17 protein-coding genes and 1 pseudogene are annotated in these 18,676 nt (G+C 39.4%); 11 read left to right on the top strand and 7 right to left on the bottom strand.

Features of this window, described 5'->3' with window-relative positions:
- Window positions 1-191: 191 nt before the first annotated feature.
- The 3 genes from ACHSBP_RS18100 to ACHSBP_RS18090 form a co-directional block, all read right to left on the bottom strand.
- On the bottom strand, window positions 192-1,541 hold the full coding sequence (locus ACHSBP_RS18100; RefSeq protein WP_010558449.1) for a class II 3-deoxy-7-phosphoheptulonate synthase: 1,350 nt from the start codon (window positions 1,539-1,541) through the stop codon (window positions 192-194).
- Window positions 1,542-1,617: 76 nt separating this feature from the next.
- The gene (locus tag ACHSBP_RS18095) at window positions 1,618-2,397 is read right to left on the bottom strand and encodes an ATP-binding cassette domain-containing protein (RefSeq protein ID WP_395389943.1); all 780 of its coding nucleotides are present in this window, start codon (window positions 2,395-2,397) and stop codon (window positions 1,618-1,620) included.
- The gene (locus ACHSBP_RS18090) at window positions 2,397-3,380 is read right to left on the bottom strand and encodes a FecCD family ABC transporter permease (RefSeq protein ID WP_395389940.1); all 984 of its coding nucleotides are present in this window, start codon (window positions 3,378-3,380) and stop codon (window positions 2,397-2,399) included. The genes ACHSBP_RS18095 and ACHSBP_RS18090 overlap by 1 nt, the downstream gene beginning before the upstream one ends.
- 116 nt (window positions 3,381-3,496) lie before the next feature.
- Between ACHSBP_RS18090 and ACHSBP_RS18085 the strand changes: the two genes are divergently transcribed.
- Entirely contained in the window at window positions 3,497-4,360 is an 864-nt protein-coding gene (locus tag ACHSBP_RS18085) for a DNA replication terminus site-binding protein (RefSeq protein ID WP_010558446.1), read from the top strand.
- 6 nt (window positions 4,361-4,366) lie between these two features.
- Here the strand turns inward: ACHSBP_RS18085 and ACHSBP_RS18080 are convergent, their stop codons facing one another.
- Window positions 4,367-5,584 carry a hypothetical protein gene (locus ACHSBP_RS18080; RefSeq protein WP_010558445.1) on the bottom strand — a complete coding sequence of 406 codons (1,218 nt, stop codon included), beginning with the start codon at window positions 5,582-5,584 and terminating at the stop codon, window positions 4,367-4,369.
- A gap of 857 nt (window positions 5,585-6,441) precedes the next feature.
- On the opposite strand from ACHSBP_RS18080, the gene ACHSBP_RS18075 reads away from it, so the two are divergent.
- The 4 genes from ACHSBP_RS18075 to ACHSBP_RS18060 all read left to right on the top strand — a co-directional run bounded on the left by ACHSBP_RS18075 (window position 6,442) and on the right by ACHSBP_RS18060 (window position 13,052).
- Entirely contained in the window at window positions 6,442-7,677 is a 1,236-nt protein-coding gene (locus ACHSBP_RS18075; protein ID WP_054977978.1) for an AAA family ATPase, read from the top strand.
- 13 nt (window positions 7,678-7,690) lie between these two features.
- Complete coding sequence (locus tag ACHSBP_RS18070) at window positions 7,691-8,659, top strand: ParB N-terminal domain-containing protein (protein ID WP_010558443.1); 969 nt, start codon at window positions 7,691-7,693, stop codon at window positions 8,657-8,659.
- A 194-nt stretch (window positions 8,660-8,853) separates the two neighbouring features.
- The gene (locus ACHSBP_RS18065) at window positions 8,854-12,006 is read left to right on the top strand and encodes an SNF2-related protein (RefSeq protein WP_395389937.1); all 3,153 of its coding nucleotides are present in this window, start codon (window positions 8,854-8,856) and stop codon (window positions 12,004-12,006) included.
- A 230-nt stretch (window positions 12,007-12,236) separates the two neighbouring features.
- Window positions 12,237-13,052 (top strand): YafY family protein, encoded by an 816-nt coding sequence (locus ACHSBP_RS18060; RefSeq protein ID WP_138629260.1) that lies wholly within the window; start codon window positions 12,237-12,239, stop codon window positions 13,050-13,052.
- A 13-nt stretch (window positions 13,053-13,065) separates the two neighbouring features.
- Here the strand turns inward: ACHSBP_RS18060 and ACHSBP_RS18055 are convergent, their stop codons facing one another.
- Window positions 13,066-13,308 (bottom strand): hypothetical protein, encoded by a 243-nt coding sequence (locus tag ACHSBP_RS18055; protein ID WP_010558440.1) that lies wholly within the window; start codon window positions 13,306-13,308, stop codon window positions 13,066-13,068.
- 262 nt (window positions 13,309-13,570) lie between these two features.
- On the opposite strand from ACHSBP_RS18055, the gene ACHSBP_RS18050 reads away from it, so the two are divergent.
- From ACHSBP_RS18050 to ACHSBP_RS18035, 4 genes and pseudogenes are all read left to right on the top strand, one after another.
- On the top strand, window positions 13,571-14,929 hold the full coding sequence (locus ACHSBP_RS18050) for a DNA recombination protein RmuC (protein WP_395389936.1): 1,359 nt from the start codon (window positions 13,571-13,573) through the stop codon (window positions 14,927-14,929).
- A 224-nt stretch (window positions 14,930-15,153) separates the two neighbouring features.
- Window positions 15,154-15,363, top strand: a complete 210-nt coding sequence (locus ACHSBP_RS18045; protein ID WP_010558438.1) for a DUF3465 domain-containing protein — start codon at window positions 15,154-15,156, stop codon at window positions 15,361-15,363.
- 254 nt (window positions 15,364-15,617) lie between these two features.
- Window positions 15,618-15,809: pseudogene (locus ACHSBP_RS18040) on the top strand (DUF3465 domain-containing protein); the annotation flags it as partial.
- Window positions 15,810-15,986: 177 nt separating this feature from the next.
- Entirely contained in the window at window positions 15,987-16,277 is a 291-nt protein-coding gene (locus ACHSBP_RS18035) for a hypothetical protein (RefSeq protein ID WP_010558436.1), read from the top strand.
- Window positions 16,278-16,483: 206 nt separating this feature from the next.
- On the opposite strand, the gene ACHSBP_RS18030 is transcribed toward ACHSBP_RS18035, so the two are convergent.
- The gene (locus tag ACHSBP_RS18030; RefSeq protein WP_395389935.1) at window positions 16,484-17,245 is read right to left on the bottom strand and encodes a hypothetical protein; all 762 of its coding nucleotides are present in this window, start codon (window positions 17,243-17,245) and stop codon (window positions 16,484-16,486) included.
- 312 nt (window positions 17,246-17,557) lie between these two features.
- Here ACHSBP_RS18030 and maoP point away from each other — a divergent pair, with 312 nt between their 5' ends.
- Together maoP and ACHSBP_RS18020 are read left to right on the top strand one after the other, a co-directional pair.
- Window positions 17,558-17,896 carry a DUF413 domain-containing protein gene (gene maoP / locus ACHSBP_RS18025; protein ID WP_010558434.1) on the top strand — a complete coding sequence of 113 codons (339 nt, stop codon included), beginning with the start codon at window positions 17,558-17,560 and terminating at the stop codon, window positions 17,894-17,896.
- Complete coding sequence (locus ACHSBP_RS18020) at window positions 17,886-18,029, top strand: hypothetical protein (protein WP_395389933.1); 144 nt, start codon at window positions 17,886-17,888, stop codon at window positions 18,027-18,029. The genes maoP and ACHSBP_RS18020 overlap by 11 nt, the downstream gene beginning before the upstream one ends.
- Window positions 18,030-18,089: 60 nt before the next feature.
- Here the strand turns inward: ACHSBP_RS18020 and ACHSBP_RS18015 are convergent, their stop codons facing one another.
- Entirely contained in the window at window positions 18,090-18,659 is a 570-nt protein-coding gene (locus ACHSBP_RS18015) for a GNAT family N-acetyltransferase (RefSeq protein WP_395389931.1), read from the bottom strand.
- Window positions 18,660-18,676 lie beyond the last annotated feature (17 nt).

Below are 18,676 nucleotides of genomic sequence, written 5' to 3'. Positions count from 1 at the left end.
CTCCTTACCATCGATAACTCAAAACAACAAAAGCGATAAATATTAACAACCTATCGTTAAGCTTAGCGTAAATAAGCCTAACTGCGTAAATAAAATTAAACGATAATGAATATAAAATCGATCCATTTAGCCATAAAAAAAGGCCCATATTTAGGCCTTTAATGTATTTCTATGGTGATAAAAAACACCGCTTATTTGCGAGCGTCTTTTAATAAATCAGCCACTAAGAAACCAAGCTCAAGTACCTGATCGGCGTTTAGACGCGGATCACACTGAGTGCGATAGCGCTGTGCCAGGTCTTCTTCACATAAACCATATGCACCACCGGTACATTCCGTTACGTGCTGGCCTGTCATTTCTAGGTGAATACCACCTGGGTATGAGCCTTCAGCTTTATGAACCGCAAAGAACTGGCTGATTTCACGCATAATATTATCAAAGCTACGCGTTTTATAACCATTGCTGGCTTTTTCAGTATTACCGTGCATTGGATCTGAACTCCAAATCACCTTACGACCTTCTTGCTGTACTTTACGTACCAACGCAGGTAGTTTTTCAGGTAATACGTCCGCACCCATGCGTGTAATAAGCGTTAGGCGACCAGGGATGTTATCTGGGTTTACTGCATCAATTAAACGGATCAATTCGTCAGGATCCATGCCAGGGCCCACTTTTACACCGATTGGGTTTTTAATGCCACGGAAGAACTCAATATGAGCGTGATCTAACTGACGTGTACGCTCACCAATCCATACAAAGTGCGCAGAACAATCGTACCAATCACCCGATAAGTGATCGCGACGTGTTAATGCTTCTTCATATCCAAGCAGTAGTGCTTCGTGCGATGTAAACAATTCAGTTTCGCGAATATTTGCAGAGTTACCTGATGTAATACCGCACACTTCCATAAACTGCAGTGCATCTTGAATGCGATCAGCAAGCTCTTGGTATTTGTTTTTAAGTGGGTTTGCCGCAACAAAGCTCATATTCCAACGGTTTACTTGATGTAAATCTGCTAAACCACCTTGAGCAAATGCGCGTAATAAGTTTAATGTTGCCGCACTGTGATGATACGCCTGCATTAAACGCTGCGGATCAGGAATACGTGCATCTTCTGTAAATTCGAAACTATTAACGATATCACCGCGATAAGACGGTAGGCTAACGCCATCAATCGTTTCAAGATCAGCTGAGCGCGGTTTAGCGTATTGACCAGCCATGCGTGCAATTTTAACAACAGGGCACTTACCGCCATAAGTTAAAACAACCGCCATTTGCATGAGCGTTTTAAACGTATCGCGAATGCTCGCCGCGTTAAACTCAGAAAAGCTTTCTGCGCAGTCACCACCTTGTAGTAAGAAGGCTTTACCTTCGCACACATTCTCAAGATACTTAAATAAACTACGAGTTTCTTCTGCAAACACCAGTGGTGGTGCTGAATTTAACTGTGCTTCTACGTTTGATAATTGTTCAGCGTCTCTGTAATTTGGCTGTTGTTGAATAGGGAGATCTCTCCAGCTATTCGGGCTCCAAGGTTTCACTACATTTTTCCTCATTCCAATATAACCTCAGTTCCGAATTTACAGGGCTAAAATTAAATTTCAAGTGATAATTTGTTTAGTTCCATGATATTTGGTAATAAGCATTATTTTCATAACTTATTTGCGATGAATTAAGGCCAAAACAATCAACAAGATTCGAAATTTTAATATCTCGACCTGCTTTAAATTCGCCTATTAGCGAACCTTTTTTCATTAATAAACAGGGGTTTTGCGATTTTAAGGCGAAATTCACCTCATGATGAGAAGATAAAACACAAATTCGACTGCTAATATGTTCTAAGTAATCGATTAACCATAACGTATGTTTAATATCTAACCCGGTGAAAGGCTCATCCAACAATAATAGGTTGGCCTGAGGCTTTAGTTTTTCATCGCAACCAAGCAAGGTAGCCGTTAAGTAACAGCGCTGACGTTCGCCGCCGGATAAAAACTGCAGCGGTTTTTCAAGTAAATCGGCCACTTCTAAGCCACCCACTACCGCATTGTTTTCAAGTAGCACTTTTAAACTCTCTATCTCGCTATCAAAACAAATTGCCAGCATTTCATAACCAGTAATTGAAAAATGAGCTTGGTTTTGCTGAGTTAAGTACGCCCGCTTTTGCGCTAATTGTTGAAGCGATAACGATGAGTAGCAACTTCCAGAAATAGTAATCGCACCATAAACCTCGCTGTAGAGGCCTGCAATACAATCAAGTAAGGTTGATTTTCCCGCACCATTTGCACCTAATAAATGATAAAAACCTGGGCTTAACGACAACTCAGATACCTTAACCGTAAAGCCATTGAAGGGGTTTAACAATAAATCGTTAATACTTAAACTGATAGGCGCTGTCATTACATATGGTTCCTGTGCGCAAAGTGCTTAAACAACACCCAAATAAATAACGGACCACCAAGTGTTGCACTTACTAGCGCTAAAGGTAAGTTAGTACTCATCAATGAACGAGATAAAAACTCGATAAACACCATAGTCGTAGCGCCAACGAAGCATAGTTTAGTGATTAAATGCTTGTTATCATTTCCGAAAATCATGCGGCATGCATGAGGAACCAACAAGCCTAAAAATGCCACAATACCACCTAGCGATACCGCAATTGCCGTTAATAAAGCAGCAACCGACAAGCACTCTAAGCGCAAGCGCTTTACGTCGATACCATGCAATTGTGCATTTCTATCGCCGAGATAGACAAAATTAAGTGCGCGACTGCGACGCTTTAATAAAGAAACAATTATACCGGTTGTTGCAAGTGTTACCAGTGCGCTAGTCATAGTGACATGTTCAAAACTCCCGAGCATCCATACACTAAAAATGCGTAACTGATCGTTATCTGAATAAAAAATAAACCAACTAGAAATCGCAGATGTAATTGTGGTGATACAAATACCTGCCAAGATAATTGCGAGGCTGGCATAATTTCCAAGCTTTTTCGCGAACAAAAAGATCACACTTATTGCCAATGCTGCACCGCATAAGGCAAATAAAAACATGTAGAACACACTAAAATCAAAGGCACTTGATATCAACCCCGCCGCACCTAAGATAACAGCAAGCGATGCGATACCTGAAATGCCAAGTAAACTGGGTTCAGCAAGCGGATTAGCTAACAGTAACTGAAACAAATGCCCAGCAATCGCCAAACAGATCCCTACCGTTATAGCAGTAATAATTTTTGCTAAACGTAAATCAAATAAAATCACTTTATCGATTTCGCTTAGCTGCCAAGGCAGAATGGTTTTACCGCCATTGAGCCCAATAAAAAGGCTCAATAAAATAGCAATAAACCCAACACCGTACGTAAAAATAGCGTGTTTGCGCATGAAACAATTTAACTGATTGGTAATACTGCGTTTATATCAGAAAATGGCGCATAAAGCTTGTGCTTGTCAGCAACAGTAAATACCATCAAACACTTAGTATCGCTAGAGATCAAAGAATGAATAAACGTTTTTTACTGCGCAGCCACTTTGATAAGTGCACTCAACTGATTGAACAATTACAACACGCGTTAGTTAATTCAGATCTCGCATTTTGTCATTATTATCAACTGCCAAAAGTCAAAGAAGCGGAAAACCACCGTCCTCCCTCTGAAATTCCCGTCACTCCTTTTGAGGGATTAGATGCGCTCAATAAAAGTTGCTCGGCATTTAAAGATGTATTTAAACAGCCCGAGTTAAGCGGAAAATTATTGACTCGTCATCCTGGGGTGATTGGTATTAAAGGGGATGATCCCGAAATACGAGCGCTTATTAGCGCAATTAATCAAGAAAAACAAAATTTTAAGCAAATTGTATTATCAGAAAAAAGCAAAGACGCCCGTTTTGAACTGGTTCACAGTGCAATTCCTAGCTTGATCACCCTAGCGTTTTATCGCCAGATCTTTTGTGAAAGCCGCAGCGCGTATTCAGTACGATTTACTTGGATGCATAAACATTCAATTCAACACTTAAGCGCAAAACAGGCACTTACCTTTTTACAGCAAAACCAAAGCCATAAACCAATGATCACGCAAGATAAAGCAACATGGCAAGCAATGGTTGAACAAGAAAAACAACGGATAGTAGGTTTAAGTGAAAATAAAAAGCTACGTATTCGTCGCCCTATTCGGGTGTCACCCCAAGTAAACGTGCGGTTTAGCGCCAGCGATCGCTATCATGTTAGTGCAGCGCTACCGTTTATTTTATTTAACGCTGAAAAGGTTACAAAAATTGGCAAGCTTAGCGATTATGCTAAAAAGCCAGATACACGCGCAAAAAAAAGTCGCTACCTAATTGAGCGACTTTTCTTAGAAACACCGTAAAAGCGTTTAATCTTCAACGATTTGTACAATATCTTCTTCGTTGTCAATAACAATAGCGTCATCGGCGATGCGTTTACCACTTTGAATTTCCAAGCGTTTCTTCTGCTTGTTTAGGCTCAGCATTTCTTCACAGAAATCATCTGTTGGGAACATTTCATAAACGTAATCAACAATTTTGCCAGACTTATCATCTTTAACATTATCAATGGTGTAGTCTGAAATTACCCCTTTACTGATCAAATCTTTCATCGTTGTCGTCATATCACGACGCAAAGCTTTAAGTTTGTTCTCAGTAATTTCTTCATCACCTGTAATTGATCCGTACTTTTCCATAATCGACAATAAACGGAAGTGATGTGTTTTTCCTGGAGCAGCATAACGCCACAAATGGTAAAGACGTAGCATCATCCAACGTGATAAACCACGTTTAAGCTCTTGTGCTCGGTTAAAGTAATAGCCTTTGTATTCAAGGTTATCGATCATGTTGTGAACGAAGGCATTAAGACAAGCAACACACTTAATGTTACCGCCTTGACCTTTTTTACCGCTAAAATGTAACGACGATAAAAAGTTCATATTCGACTCATAAAACGAGTCATCAACATCAGTATTTTTGGTATCTTTCGCTGAATATTTAAAGCTCAGCTTAGAGCCTTGCAGCGCCTCTAACGCCTCTTTAATTTGAGGGTAAGGCATTGACTGACCAACACTTTTAAGTTCTTGTGCCAGCTCATTCATAGAGAATACAACCGCGTATTGAATACCCGATTTAAAGTTAATTTTTACAATTTTGCCTTTTGAAGCAAGGCGGATAAGGGCACGCTCTACTTTTTCTTCGCGATCAGATGGCCAGACTAAAAATTCTTTTTCTTCACCCTGCTGCTTGGTACTAACAACCGCAGGCGTAATTTTTAATTCGCCTTCGTATTGAATACCATCAATGCGTTCAGAGATACGTCGAGTAACAATCGTTCTGCCCGGCGCTTCTTCTACCGGCAGTTTTTTATGACCCGATCGCACAAAGCGGCCCCAAAGATCATAATGATTAAAAGTGTTTGAGTACGCGCGAAGATCGTGGCGAGCGTTTTCAATAGGAACACGAACATCTTTATTATCGGTAAACAATGCCAAATTTTCATTATCAATAGCGCTTTCAACGCCATGGATCTGCCCACGTAAGGTATCCGGCAAATTCTCAACCGAGATATTTACTTTGTTAGACATTCAAGTTCCCATCTAAATTTTTATTATCTGTTAATATCATCACAGATCATTACTAAAGTTAATTAAATTAGTTAGTAAAATTGTGATCTGGCCTCGTTTTTTTTGCTCAGATCAAATTTTTACCAACTAAAAATAGATAAAACGAAATAAACATGGCTGTTTCGTGTAAAAAACACACAGACAAATCAAATTTTGACGTACTGGGATCACTTTTTTACTAACAAATCGTTTTCAGAACGATATTTTACCAACTCAAAGCACGATTTATTAGTATAAATAGCGTTTTTTTTAGAGAAACAGGCCCCGAGTTGGTAAAAATCCGTTCTGAGCCAGTAAAAATGGGCACTCAAAATTTTAAATGTGGATAACTCAAGATCGAATTAGTAGGGATCTGATCTCAACCAAGTTAGGATCCGATCTTAATTAACACGATCTAAGTAATTCCTTAAAAAATTGCACAATTACAAAGCGTTACCTTAGTAAAAAGCTGATCTAAACGGCCTTTTTTGTGAATTGTGCTGTGCATAAACTGTACATTAACGGTGAATATAAAAATTAGTCAGTAAAAGACTGATCTCGCTGTAGATATAAAACGGATCTTTACCAAGTATAAAGTCGATCCGAAAAAAAATAATAAAATGATGTTTTACAAACAGTTAGATCAACTATTCACAACTCTAACCTTAAATACCTTAGTATTTAACCACCTTTAAACTTATTTCTTATTCTTTAAGTAAAATTATAACGCAATAAAACAGTATTTTTTTCTTTCAATTAAAACGATGTCGTCATAGAATAGTGAAAACAGCAAATTTAATGGACATTTGCATATTACACGTAAGTGTTAAGGTTTAGCTATGACAATCACTCAAAATGCGTTAAGTACCTATAAGCTATTAAAGGCCACTGCAAAAGTAGCTGAGGAATCTCTTGAAGGGCGTATTCAACATTATCGCGCTCATATTAAGACAGATGAAAAAGAATTAAGAACGTATACGCAAAAAGCAGCTGCGGACTTATTAGGATGTAACAACCGCACGCTTAAACGTCGTCATGACCAAGGCGATTTTGACCACCTTGATATTAAGAAAGGGGCAAATGGTCATTATGCTTATACACTAAGTAATATTTATCAAATGGCCGATATCTTAGGAATTCCTGCAGATAATCGCGCTGAAGGTGATAAATTACAGGTTATTGTTGTTAACTCCTTAAAAGGTGGCTGTGGTAAAACCACAAGTCTCGTTAATATTGCTGCTGCATTAGCAACAACAAATATTAAACGCTACCGCATAGGTATTATTGATCTTGACCCACAAGGGTCCTCTACAAGCTTCTTTCCACCAGCAGAACCTGAGCCAATTACCGTTGGCGATCTGATGCGTGATTGTATTGATCTCGAAGACGGTGAGACATGGGCTGATGTAGTATCAAGTGCTTTTGCGCCAACGCATATCCCCAATATTCGCTTTTTACCGTCAGGCATGGACGACTTCTACTTTGAGCACGAAACTGCAACAGAGCTAAAAGAAGGCAAAGGGTATGAAGAATCACAGCATTATCATAAGTTGCTCGATAAAGTGATTAAGCCCGTTGAAGATCAATTCGATATTATTTTGATCGACACAGCACCATCACTTAATTTTATGTTTTACAACGCATTAATGGCATCAACATCAATGTTAATACCGGTTCACCCAGAAGCGGTCGATTTTGACGCTAACAACAAGTACTTAAAGCGTTTAGGTGAAATTTATCATACGGTTGCGGCATTGGGTCACAATGGTTGGGACTTTATGCAGTTCTTGGTAACTAACTATGTTAAAGGCAATCACTCACAGCGCGATATTGTTAAAGATGTGCGCAGTGCGTTTGGCCGTCAGGTGATGAGTTATCCGATTAATCATAGCTCTGCAATTACCGCAAGTTCCTCGTCTTTCAATACAATTTTCGATCAAAAAACATCTGACAGTCTCGCCAGTCGCGAGTCTTTAATAAAATCACAAGAAAACATCAAAGATGTGGTTGATGAACTAGAAATGTTGATCCGTTCAAACTGGTCGTCAACACAATGTCAGTTAGAAACAGCTTAATTTAGGTTTTACAATGGCAAAGAAACGTAAGAATGATACTCGCATCGATCCATTTGCAACAACAGTGGAATCGAGCAGTTTAGACGCTTTATTAGAAAACGCACAAGCCGGTGATCAGATCACTATGCCTGCACCATCGGATCCTAACCGTGAAATTAAACTGTACTGCAAACTGATCAAAAATGCAGATATTGCGAAAAGTACAGACGTTTATGGTAAAAACCGCCGTGTACAAGCGTTACTGAACGAAAAGTCAGTCGCTGATATTATTACAAGTATCAAAAGTGATGGCCGCAACCAACACCCTGCCCTTTGTTGGCAACAAGGTGAACAAGAAGTGGTACTGGCAGGATCGCGTCGTCGTAAAGCGTGTATGATCTCTGGCAGTGATTATCTGGTACTCAGCTCGCCAGATTTTACAGATGAAGATGCGAAAATTTTAGCGGTGTCATCTGATCAGTACATTGCGCCAAGTTTATGGGAACTAGGCCAAGCTTACGCACAAACAAAACACGATTTAATTGCTGAAGGGCGTAAAGGCTCTTACCGTGAACTGGCTGAAATTGAAGGTGTTTCGCACACAGCGATAGCTGATGCATTGAAAGCCTATGAAAAACTGCCACAAGAAGTATTATCGCTTTACCCTACTGCAAACCATGTAGGCCGCGAAGTCGCTAAAAAGTTAATTGATGCCCGCGAAAAAGATCCGCAACAATTTGCAGAAAAAGTGGCTGACGTTAAACAGCGTTTAGCTGAACTCGCGCTTGATACTGATGATAAAACAGCTCTAGCAATTACTCGTGAATTAACGTACGCAGAGCCTGTTAAATCAAGCGCTCGTCAAAATATCGATATGGGCAATAGCTACATTAGCGCGCAAAAACACGAAAAGAGCGGTGATGTCGTGATTAAAATTGATAATCGCGTACTGACCGACAAACGTTTGGAGCAATTAACTAAGCTACTTGCTAACTTTAACTAGGTTAGTTGCTAACGTTAACCAAGTACAACTCGCAATAACGAGTAGTCACTTACACTAAAAGCGTGTTTACAGCCCTGTAAGCGCGCTTTTTGATGTCAATTTTTAACCATTCGCTAATCGATATCATAAATTCGTCATAAATCCCCAGAATTCGCTTTGCCCGCAAGCTAAATAACCATATACTGGCAGAATTATTGATTTTTTATAGCCCCGATATGTCACAGCGCTTGTCAAAAAACGATTTACTCGCCTTATTTGATGAAATAAAAAACGAGGAGCTGGCCAGTTTTCCACTAACTGAGTCATTCTTAAAACGTTTTTTTAAGCCTGCAGTGTTCAATAAAGCGAAAGATTACCTTAGTCATGACCTTGTCTTATGGCGTGAGGCCACCGAAGGCTTTAAATCAATCAATGGTGAAGTAGCTAACCAAGAAGGCGAGACTTTCTACCCACAAGCAACCATCAAACAACTTAATGGCCAACCTAAAGTAACCACATCGTGTTCGTGTCGTTTAGGGCAAAAATGCGAACATATTGCGGCAGTGTTCTTATCATTAAAAACCGAGCACTCGGGTGAATTTGGCAAGAACTACTTACTGCATGACTGGTTTACGCGGTTAGAGTCGCTGAAATCAAAATCTGAAAAGCACGCGCCTAATGTGCTGTTATTTAGTTTAGAGAAAAATGGCGACGACATCGTGTTATTGCCTAAAATCGCCCCGCGTAGCGAAAATCAGTACGGATTAGGTCGTGCACTTACAGCCAAACAACTGAGCTCGCAGGTCACACCAAAAGATCTCGATGAAAAAGACTTTCGACTATTTAGTTGGATCCGATCGCAAAATACGTTAGGTAAACTGACGCTACATGGTGAATGGGGCGCGTTGGCACTGGCAAAACTCGTTGAAACTAAGCGCTGTTATTGGGGCGATGAGCGCACTCCGCTTAGCTTAATTCATAAAGAGCCACTGGCTATAGATTGGCAAGAAAACGATTTGGGGGCTGAACTTAAATTAAGCATTAATACTCACCAAAATTGGGTATTAGTGCCGACCACACCACCCTATTTTGTTGATTTAGAAACAAAACAAGTTGGTGAAATAGATACCAGTCTTGCCAGTGACGAAATGAGCTTATTACTGACCATGCCTGCGGTTGAAAAAAGCAGTTACGCCCAAGCACAGGATAAACTTAACGGTTTGTACGGTTTTGGCTTTGTGCCCTATTTGGTTGACAGCGACAGCCAATCAACCACCCCACAGCCTTGCTTACGTTTTGAATTAGTGGACGAACTGCCAACACTCGCCCTTAGTTTTAATTACAAAACAGCCGTGCACAATGGCGCGTTTGAAAACACGTGTATTAATCAGCTTAACAACTATGGCTTAGAGCTTGTTTCTAGCGAAGCTAATACGCGATACTTTCGTTTTCCACCGGCCAATGAAAACCAAGTGCAATGGCACTGGTTTATCAATGAAGTATGCGATGAACTAAAGAGTCATTTGTGGAAAGTAAGCGAGCCGACTAAAAAGTTACACATGCCGTCAGAGGCAAAGTTAGTTGCCAATTTATCGCGTGTTGCAAATAACAAACTGCAACTTGATGTTAATTTCTCGGTTGATCAGCTAGTACTTGATTTTAATTTGTTGCGAGAAAAAGCGGCGTTAATCAATAACAAAGCGAACAAAGATTATTACATAAACTATCACCAAGACCGTTGGCTTGTGGTAAGCCGCAGCGATGCGCTAAATCTAAAACAGGTGATTGATCAGTATTATGGTGAAAAACGCTGGCCTAAGCGTTTTACCTTGCCATTGTCGGCGCTTACGTTGCTGCGTGTGTGCGATAGCGCAATGTTTATCATCGAAGATAAGCAACTATCTGAATTGTTTTATCTAGAGCACAGTGAGAGCAGTCTTACGGCAAGCTTACCAAACGGCCTAAACGCCACGCTACGCGACTATCAGTTAAAAGGTCTGGCTTGGCTACAGTTTTTAGAGAAACACGGTCTAGGTGGCATTTTGGCTGATGATATGGGCTTAGGTAAGACGATTCAGGTACTTAGCTTCTTACTCAGCCAAAAAGAAGCAAAACGCAGTACTTTGCCTAGTTTAATTATTTGCCCAACCAGTTTGGTAAACAACTGGCTGCTTGAAGCTGAAAAGTTTACACCTGATTTAAAGCTGGTTGCCGTTCAAGGCGCGAATCGTAAAAAGCTGTTAGCTAAAGCGGCAACGGCCGATGTGGTCATCACCAGCTTCCCATTGTTATTGCGCGATCATGAACACTATTTACAGATGCACTTTGGCAATATTATTTTGGATGAAGCGCAAACCATTAAAAACTACCAATCAAAAGTATCGCGCTTTGCTAAGTCATTGAAAGGTGATTTTCACTTGTGCTTAAGCGGCACGCCGGTAGAAAACAATTTATCTGAACTTAAATCGTTGTTTGACTTTGCTATGCCGGGATTACTTGGCAGCACCGCATATTTTAAAAATCATTTCCAACAACCCATCGAGAAAGAAAATAACGCATATCGCGCCGAACAATTAAACGACATTATTGCCGGATATGTACTGCGCCGAACGAAAGCGGAAGTTGCTAAAGAACTTCCAGCTAAGTCGGAAATGGTAAAAGTGATTGAGCTTTGCGATAGCCAAAAATCCTTGTATCAAAAAGTCAGTGAGCAAATTGAATCAAAAGTTAAATCGATCTTTGAAGCCGGTGAGCAACAAGCTAGTAAGTTACTGTTTTTAGAGTCGTTATTAAAACTTAGGCAAATATGCTGCGATCCGCGATTAATCAGTAAGTCTACTGATCCAGACGAAGCAATTAACAGCGCTAAATTAAACTATTTAGCTAATACACTGCCTGAAATGTTAAAAGAGGGGCGAAAAGTCATTATTTTCAGCCAATTCACCAGCATGCTGTCGCTTATTGAGCAAAAGCTTAACGAAATTGGTATTGAATACAGCCTACTAACAGGCCAAACTCGCCACCGTCAAAAAGCCATTGATAAGTTTCAGCAAGGCGATGTCAGCGTGTTTTTAATTAGCTTAAAAGCCGGTGGTACAGGGCTTAATTTAACCGCTGCTGATACCGTTATTCACTACGACCCTTGGTGGAATCCAGCGGTTGAGCGCCAAGCAACCGATCGCGCTTACCGTATTGGCCAAGATAAACCTGTTTTTGTTTATAAACTGATTTGCCAAAACAGTATTGAAGAAAAAGTACAGCGCATGCAGCAAGAGAAAGCCGCATTAGCCGAGCGCTTTTTCGATAGCAATAGCCACGGTTTTTCTGATTTTAGTGAACAAGATCTACTGCAATTAATTGGTTCGTAATTTTTTTAAATAAATTTGAACTTAACGAAAAACGGTAAGTCTATTACTACAGATGACATATTGACTTTGCTGTTGTTGTCTCAATCCATCCCTGGATTAAATGATTTCCCGTTGATTACTAAGTTAGTAATTTTTGGCCAGCCTCATTAAACAATGTGGCTGGCTTTTTTCATTTTATTTGGTCAAAATAGTTTCAAATAATAAAAATTGCGTCATCAAAGGCATACACAATGCGCTGGGAAGATATAAAACGCTATCAAGTAATTGAAGCGCTTTTATTATGGGAAGGTAAGCTAAATGCTCGCCAACTTATGGATTACTTTGAAACGAGCCGCCCCACGGCACAAAAATACATTTCAGAATACAAGCAGCTTAATCCAACTGGATTTGAGTTTGTGAGCCAGCAACGTGCACACATTGCCAATGTCGATTTTACGCCGCAATTTATTGATTTAGAATTCTCAAGCTATCACGCGCTTTTTAACACTCAAGGCGAGCATGCAGTGACATCGCTTGTTGAAACATTACCGCAGGTACACCGCAATATTAGCCCGCAATTAGTCAGGCCTATCCTGCAAGCAATCCGTTATCAATTACGTTTAGATATCGGCTACATTTCACTTTCGAGCCCTGAATTTGAAGACCGAATTATTCAGCCCCACAGCTTAGTATTTGACGGTACACGTTATCATGTACGTGCATTTTGCGAGAAAAACCAAGACTATCGCGATTTTGTGTTGTCCCGTTTTTCGGGGGAATTCGCATTTGAGGGAGAAGCCACGTTTGATGAAGCGCATGATACGCTGTGGCAAACTGAAGTTACGCTCGTGGTGTGTCCGGATCACCGTTTAACTGAGTTGCAAAAAAAGGTGATTGCACACGATTACCAAATGACAGAGCAAAAGTTAGAACTTAAAACTCGCGCCGCTTTGTTAAAGTATTTGCTACAACATTTACGACTGGATATTTACCAAGCGGCCGCTGAGCAACAGCAAATCGTGATCGATCCTGAATGTCGAAAACTGCTTGCACCATACATTAATTAATTCTAAACGCATATTAAAAAGCCATAAGGGTTAAATATGGGATCATTAATATACCAACAAAAGTGACTGCACCCAGAGCGTTACTCTGCAATAAGGCTAAAAGCTGCTGATTTCGGGCTGTTCTCGCTTCGGAACATTGTTTTACTAACTCTGAAATTTGGTACTCTTTTACTGCGCTTTTTATTAATTGCTGCTCTACTTTTAAGAGTTTTTTATAGCCGTTTTGTGCGCTTAAAAAATTATCTAATGTATTCATAATAAAGCCTTTTTATAATTCAATTCGTTTGCTTAAGGTTATTAAAGCCAACTTTTATTTAAAAATAAATAGACCGATTTTTGACCTGTAAAAGATGTTTACAGATCACTTTTTTACTAGCCAATAAACCACTTTTTTACTTACTCAATGGCAATGTGGGTGTAAAAAAGTTTTACAGGTAGTGATGTAAATAATTGATTTGTGTGCGGCATAAATGGCAAAAAAGGTATACTAATCACGTCTTTTCAAATAGGAATCGCTTATGCAAGCCTTGTTAAACCAACCTGAAATAGTGATCACAGCGTTTTTATGTCTTTTTGTGGTGTTTTTAGTGACTATTTTGGTGACTGTGGGTCGTTCTAAAAACAAAACTGCATTGCTACAAGCCCAGTATTTACAAGAAAAAGCAGGATTAGAAGAAAAACTGGCGGACCTTGCAAAAACCTCAGAACAAAATTTTACCAACTGGCAACAAGAGCAAGAACGCACCAATCAACTGCGTATTAAGTACAGTGCATTGCAAACACGCCTTACTGAGCGTGAACACAGCTACCAGCAGCAATTAGCGAGCTTACAAGATGCTAAAACTGAACTTAAAAAAGAATTCTCATTGCTTGCTAATCAAATATTTGAAGAAAAAGGACAAGCGTTTAAATCGTTAAACCAAGAGAGCGTGTCTAATTTACTAAAGCCAATGCAAGAAGAGCTCAGAGGCTTTAAACAAAAAGTTGAAACCATTCATAGTGAAGAATTAAAACAGCGCTCAGAACTAAAAACAGAACTCGTGCATTTGCAAAAATTGAATCAAGCCATTACTTCACAGGCTGAGCAACTTACAACTGCATTACAAGGACAAAAGAAAACCCAAGGAAATTGGGGCGAATTAATGCTAGAGAATGTACTAGAAAGTGCCGGACTTCGCGTTGGTGATGATTACCAACGCGAATTTCATGTTAAAGCGTTGGAAGGAAATTACCGACCTGATGTGGTGGTATTTTTACCACAAAAGCGTCATTTGGTCATTGATGCTAAAACGTCGTTGAATGCCTACACTCAATATGTAAATGCAGACAATGAACTGGTTGCAGAGCAAGCATTAAAACAACATGTAATGGCCGTAAATGCACGCATCGAGGAACTTGCAAGTAAAGGATATGACAAACTACCAGGCTTAAATTCACCTGAAGTGGTGATTTTATTTATGCCAATTGAATCGGCCTATGTTGAAGCATTGAAATACCAACCTGACCTTTATCAACGTGCTATCGAAAAGAATATTTTAGTGGCTACGCCAACAACCCTCTTAACAAGCATGAATATTGTGCGCCAATTGTGGCGTTTTGAAGAGCAAAGTAAGCATAGCGCTGAACTGGCGCAGCGTGCAGAACGTTTTTATACTAAGTTAAATGGCTTTTTAACCAGCATGCAAGGCGTTGGTAAAACTCTTGATAAAGCAAAAGAAGGTTACGATCGTGCATTTGCACAGCTTTACTCTGGCAAAGGCAACTTAATTAAGCAAGCCGCTGAATTTAAAGAGCTCGGCGTAGCTGTACAAAAAGAACTGCCAAAAGAACTCATTGAGAAGGCCGAACTTGAATTAAATTTTGAGCAAAGTGAGTAAGTTATAAAAGTACTAAGGGGAAGTGTAAATCCCCTTTACAGTTTTAAATGGTTTGCCAAAACCACCAATAATGTGTCATTTTCAGTAAATAACCTTGTTGTTGAAAATTAAACTTTAAATGTAATTTCTGGATTTTTGAAACGCTAAGGCCAATAAACAGGCTTTGTCAAAAAGCACATTAATTTTATACTCACTCTTTCTAGTAGTAACTCAAAGGATTGAAAATGAAACACTTCACTGCCCTTTTATTAGTTGGTTTTTTCTTAACCGCTATCAACCTACACGCAAATGATCGTCAGCTCAGTAACGCTTATAAAAATCAGCAAAGTGATATACAAGTTAAAGGTTCAGGCACTGTGTTACGTGTTTTGCCTGATGATAATAATGGCTCAAGACACCAAAAATTTATTTTGCGTTTAGCTAGAGCGTGGTGACATTTACGGTCTAAATTCTGTTCAAATCCAAACCGTTTTGATCGCGGCGTCGCTTAGTAGGCCTAGTGGGCTAAGTCAAAAAGTGGCAACAAAGAGCATAACGGTTTGGGTTGAACCTTACAGGCAGCGCGTGTTTGGCATTTATGCTGCGTTATCGCTCATTTATGTAGAATAACTACACCACAATCGCTCTGCCTTGTCTAAATGTCAAACAAACTGCTGCAGAAACAGACTGTAAACGTTACCACGCTCTAAAAACCCTACTCGTTGCACATAATATTGATTTAGCGCCGCGCATTTCGAACTTAAAAGTGGGTGATAAGGTAGAGTTTTACGGTGAATATGAGTGGACTAAAAAAGGTGGCGTGATGCACTGGACACACAAAGATCCGCGAAATAAACATGCTCACGGATGGCTTAAACATAAAGGCAAAGTTTACGAGTAAAAGACTTGAAAATAGGATTAATCACTACCTAATGTATTGTAAACGCGAGATATTATGAGTATATCTTGCATATTAGCTAGTTATACACTTGCTTTTTTAAAAGTGATTTTCATCGGTTTTGACTACAAACACCTTATCATTTGATAAGTATTTATTTCACTAAAGGAGTTGTGAATTATGGATAGCTTTACAGAATTTGAACTTGTAATGATAGGCTTAACAGCTTTACCAGTACTTATTTATTTTTGTTCACCTCTGCAATCGCTATTTGAAAAGGCCGCTCGTGGTGGAGGTGTGTCTATTGTGGTGTTACCTTTTTCTTTATCATGGATTTTAAGTGGTTATGCCGCTGAAAGTGATATTTTTAGGTATGTTATGTTGAGTTTTGGCTTCTGTTTTTTCACCGTATTCTATGGCGCAGGCGTGGCTTTACTTTTAAAAGAGAAACGAAAAAAACGTACACAATAAAAATGCAAACTATGTAACTGTGTTGGTTTAATATCAAACCTTACTCGTTTTGGGATTGTTCTAGTGCGCGAAACGCTTGCTTTAGTATATTTATAATAACTTGGCTGTTAGGTTTGAACGATAAAATGGAGCAAACCTAACAGCACAACAGGCATGAAATAGTATAAAGGGGGTTTACACTTCACCTGCTAGTTAGTGGAACCCGTTTAATCGATTTTAACTTCACCTTTTACATTATCGATATTTAAATCGCCAGAACCATCGTCTTCAACAATCAATCCACCCGCACCGTTTACGGTAATATCGCCGGAGCCATCATCTACTTTAACTGTGCCCGTAACATTTCTAACAAGTAAATCACCTGAACCATCTTCAATGGTGACTGCACCTTTGGTGTTTTCAACCTGGGTATCACCCGAGCCATCGTCAATTTCAATGTCACCTTGAATATTGCTTATGTAAAGTGAGCCAGAACTGTCGTCGACGTATACTGATTTACCGCCATCAATGGTTAAGTCACCAGAGCTATCGTCTACCTTAATGGTGTTACTTAAGCCGTTGATTGTAACATCGCCAGAGCTATCATCGAGTTCGAGTGCTAGCTTGCTTGGCATGGTGATGACAAGGTCGATGCTATGCCCTTGGTTGATGTGAATACGTAAACCATCTTGAATATCGTGTATTGCAACGAGTTTTGCAGTATCACCAGATTGGGTTAAAGAAAGTTCGTAATTTAGATCTTCGCTGGTATAAATGTCGGCATTCACTGTAATTTTATCGCTGCTGTCTGAGCCTATAATTTTAAGTGACCCAGCACCAGTTTCGGCGATAAGTGTAGACAATTGACTTGCGTTTAGCACTAATTCTCGCTCGATGTGAGTATCTTCAGAATTGGTGTTTCCACCGATATGCACAATACAACCTGAAAGCAGTGTTGCCATGGCAATTGCTGAAAATGTTCTATACATGATGTTCCCTTCTAATGAATTATTTTTATTATTCATTGTCGTGTTGAGTGACTAATAGCAATTTAAAGCAATCACTAGGCCAAAATTTAACTAATTGAATAATAAGGTTTTATTCTTATTTAATAAAATAAAGAAAACAATCAAACGAATTATTAGTAATTTTTGCCATTCGAACTTTGTCATTTTGACCAACTATGCGCGTTCACGCCATATTTACTGTATTGAATGTTTTTTAAAAGTGTCATTTATCTTTCATATTTGTTGGCTAGTTTTATCGCCGAATAACAGCCCCAAATATAAGAGAATATTGTTATGACAAACACGATCCGCGCTGGACGACGAAAGTTTTATGACGATGAGCATTTTGCCGGTGGCATTGAGCGTTCTGGCTTTTTTACTATTTCTGAGGCTAATTTTTTAGTTGAATACGGTGACACATTGAATGGGCTAAGCGCAGGTAATTTAAATCCTGAATCTGCTGCTGAATCGGAATTTGTGGCCTGTATGCAGTCTAATATTGCCTCTAACAGCTATGAAGTAAAGCTCTGGCGAAAATACATAAAAGCTGTTCACAGCGTAACGCACAGAGCCAGTGCGAATAGTTCACGTACAGAACAACATTATTCATTTGAGGGATATGATGAAGCGTAGTTTGCAACAAGATAGCTATTTAGAAAAAACAAAAGTTGGCCGAAAATCAAAGCGCGATAAGCTGAAAGCCAAATTTGACAATAAAAATAAGCGTAAGAAATTTGATGATCATGACTGGGATGACCGCGATTAATAAAAGCGCTTAATCTTTGATGATAATTGCGGCCCGAGTTAGCTTTCAGGCCGCTCTTATTTAACGTGGCGTAAACTCGGGTTTTAGTAAACCAAAGCACGTTAAATTGTGATATTGGTTTTTCCAAAAGCCACTTGCGCGGCGGATTCCCTCTTGTTTAAAGCCAAGCTTTTTAAGCACTGATTCTGACGCGTCATTACCCAGCATGGTATCAGCCTGAATGCGATATAGTTCACCAAATGGTGAGTTGTCTGAATAAACTAGTGCAATAATCGCGTTTAACGCTTCAGTGGCATACCCTTTGCCCCAATGATCACTAGCAAATTCATAACCAATCACTGCATTGTGCATTTTTGAATTAAACGAATTAAAACCACATGTGCCAATTAGCTCGCCAGTTTCTTTGAGGCGAATAGCCCAACGAATACCCTCTTGCTGTTTAAATCGTTGATTAAAGAAATCTATTAAATCAAGAGATTGCTGCTTGGATGTAAACGCTTCAATATTATAAAACTTAACCACAGCTTGATCTGAAAAAATCGAAAATAACCTATCGTTATCATCGATTGTTAGTGTGTCTAGTGTTAATCGTGCAGTGTCTAAATTTGGAAATTGTAGATTAGTTTGCATTAGTACTCCTTGTTTCT

It is taken from the genome of Pseudoalteromonas sp. XMcav1-K, from assembly GCF_044005875.1.
Lineage (GTDB): Bacteria > Pseudomonadota > Gammaproteobacteria > Enterobacterales > Alteromonadaceae > Pseudoalteromonas > Pseudoalteromonas spongiae.
Note: the sequence above shows the minus strand (reverse complement) of the source record. Positions and strands in the feature narration are given on the sequence as shown.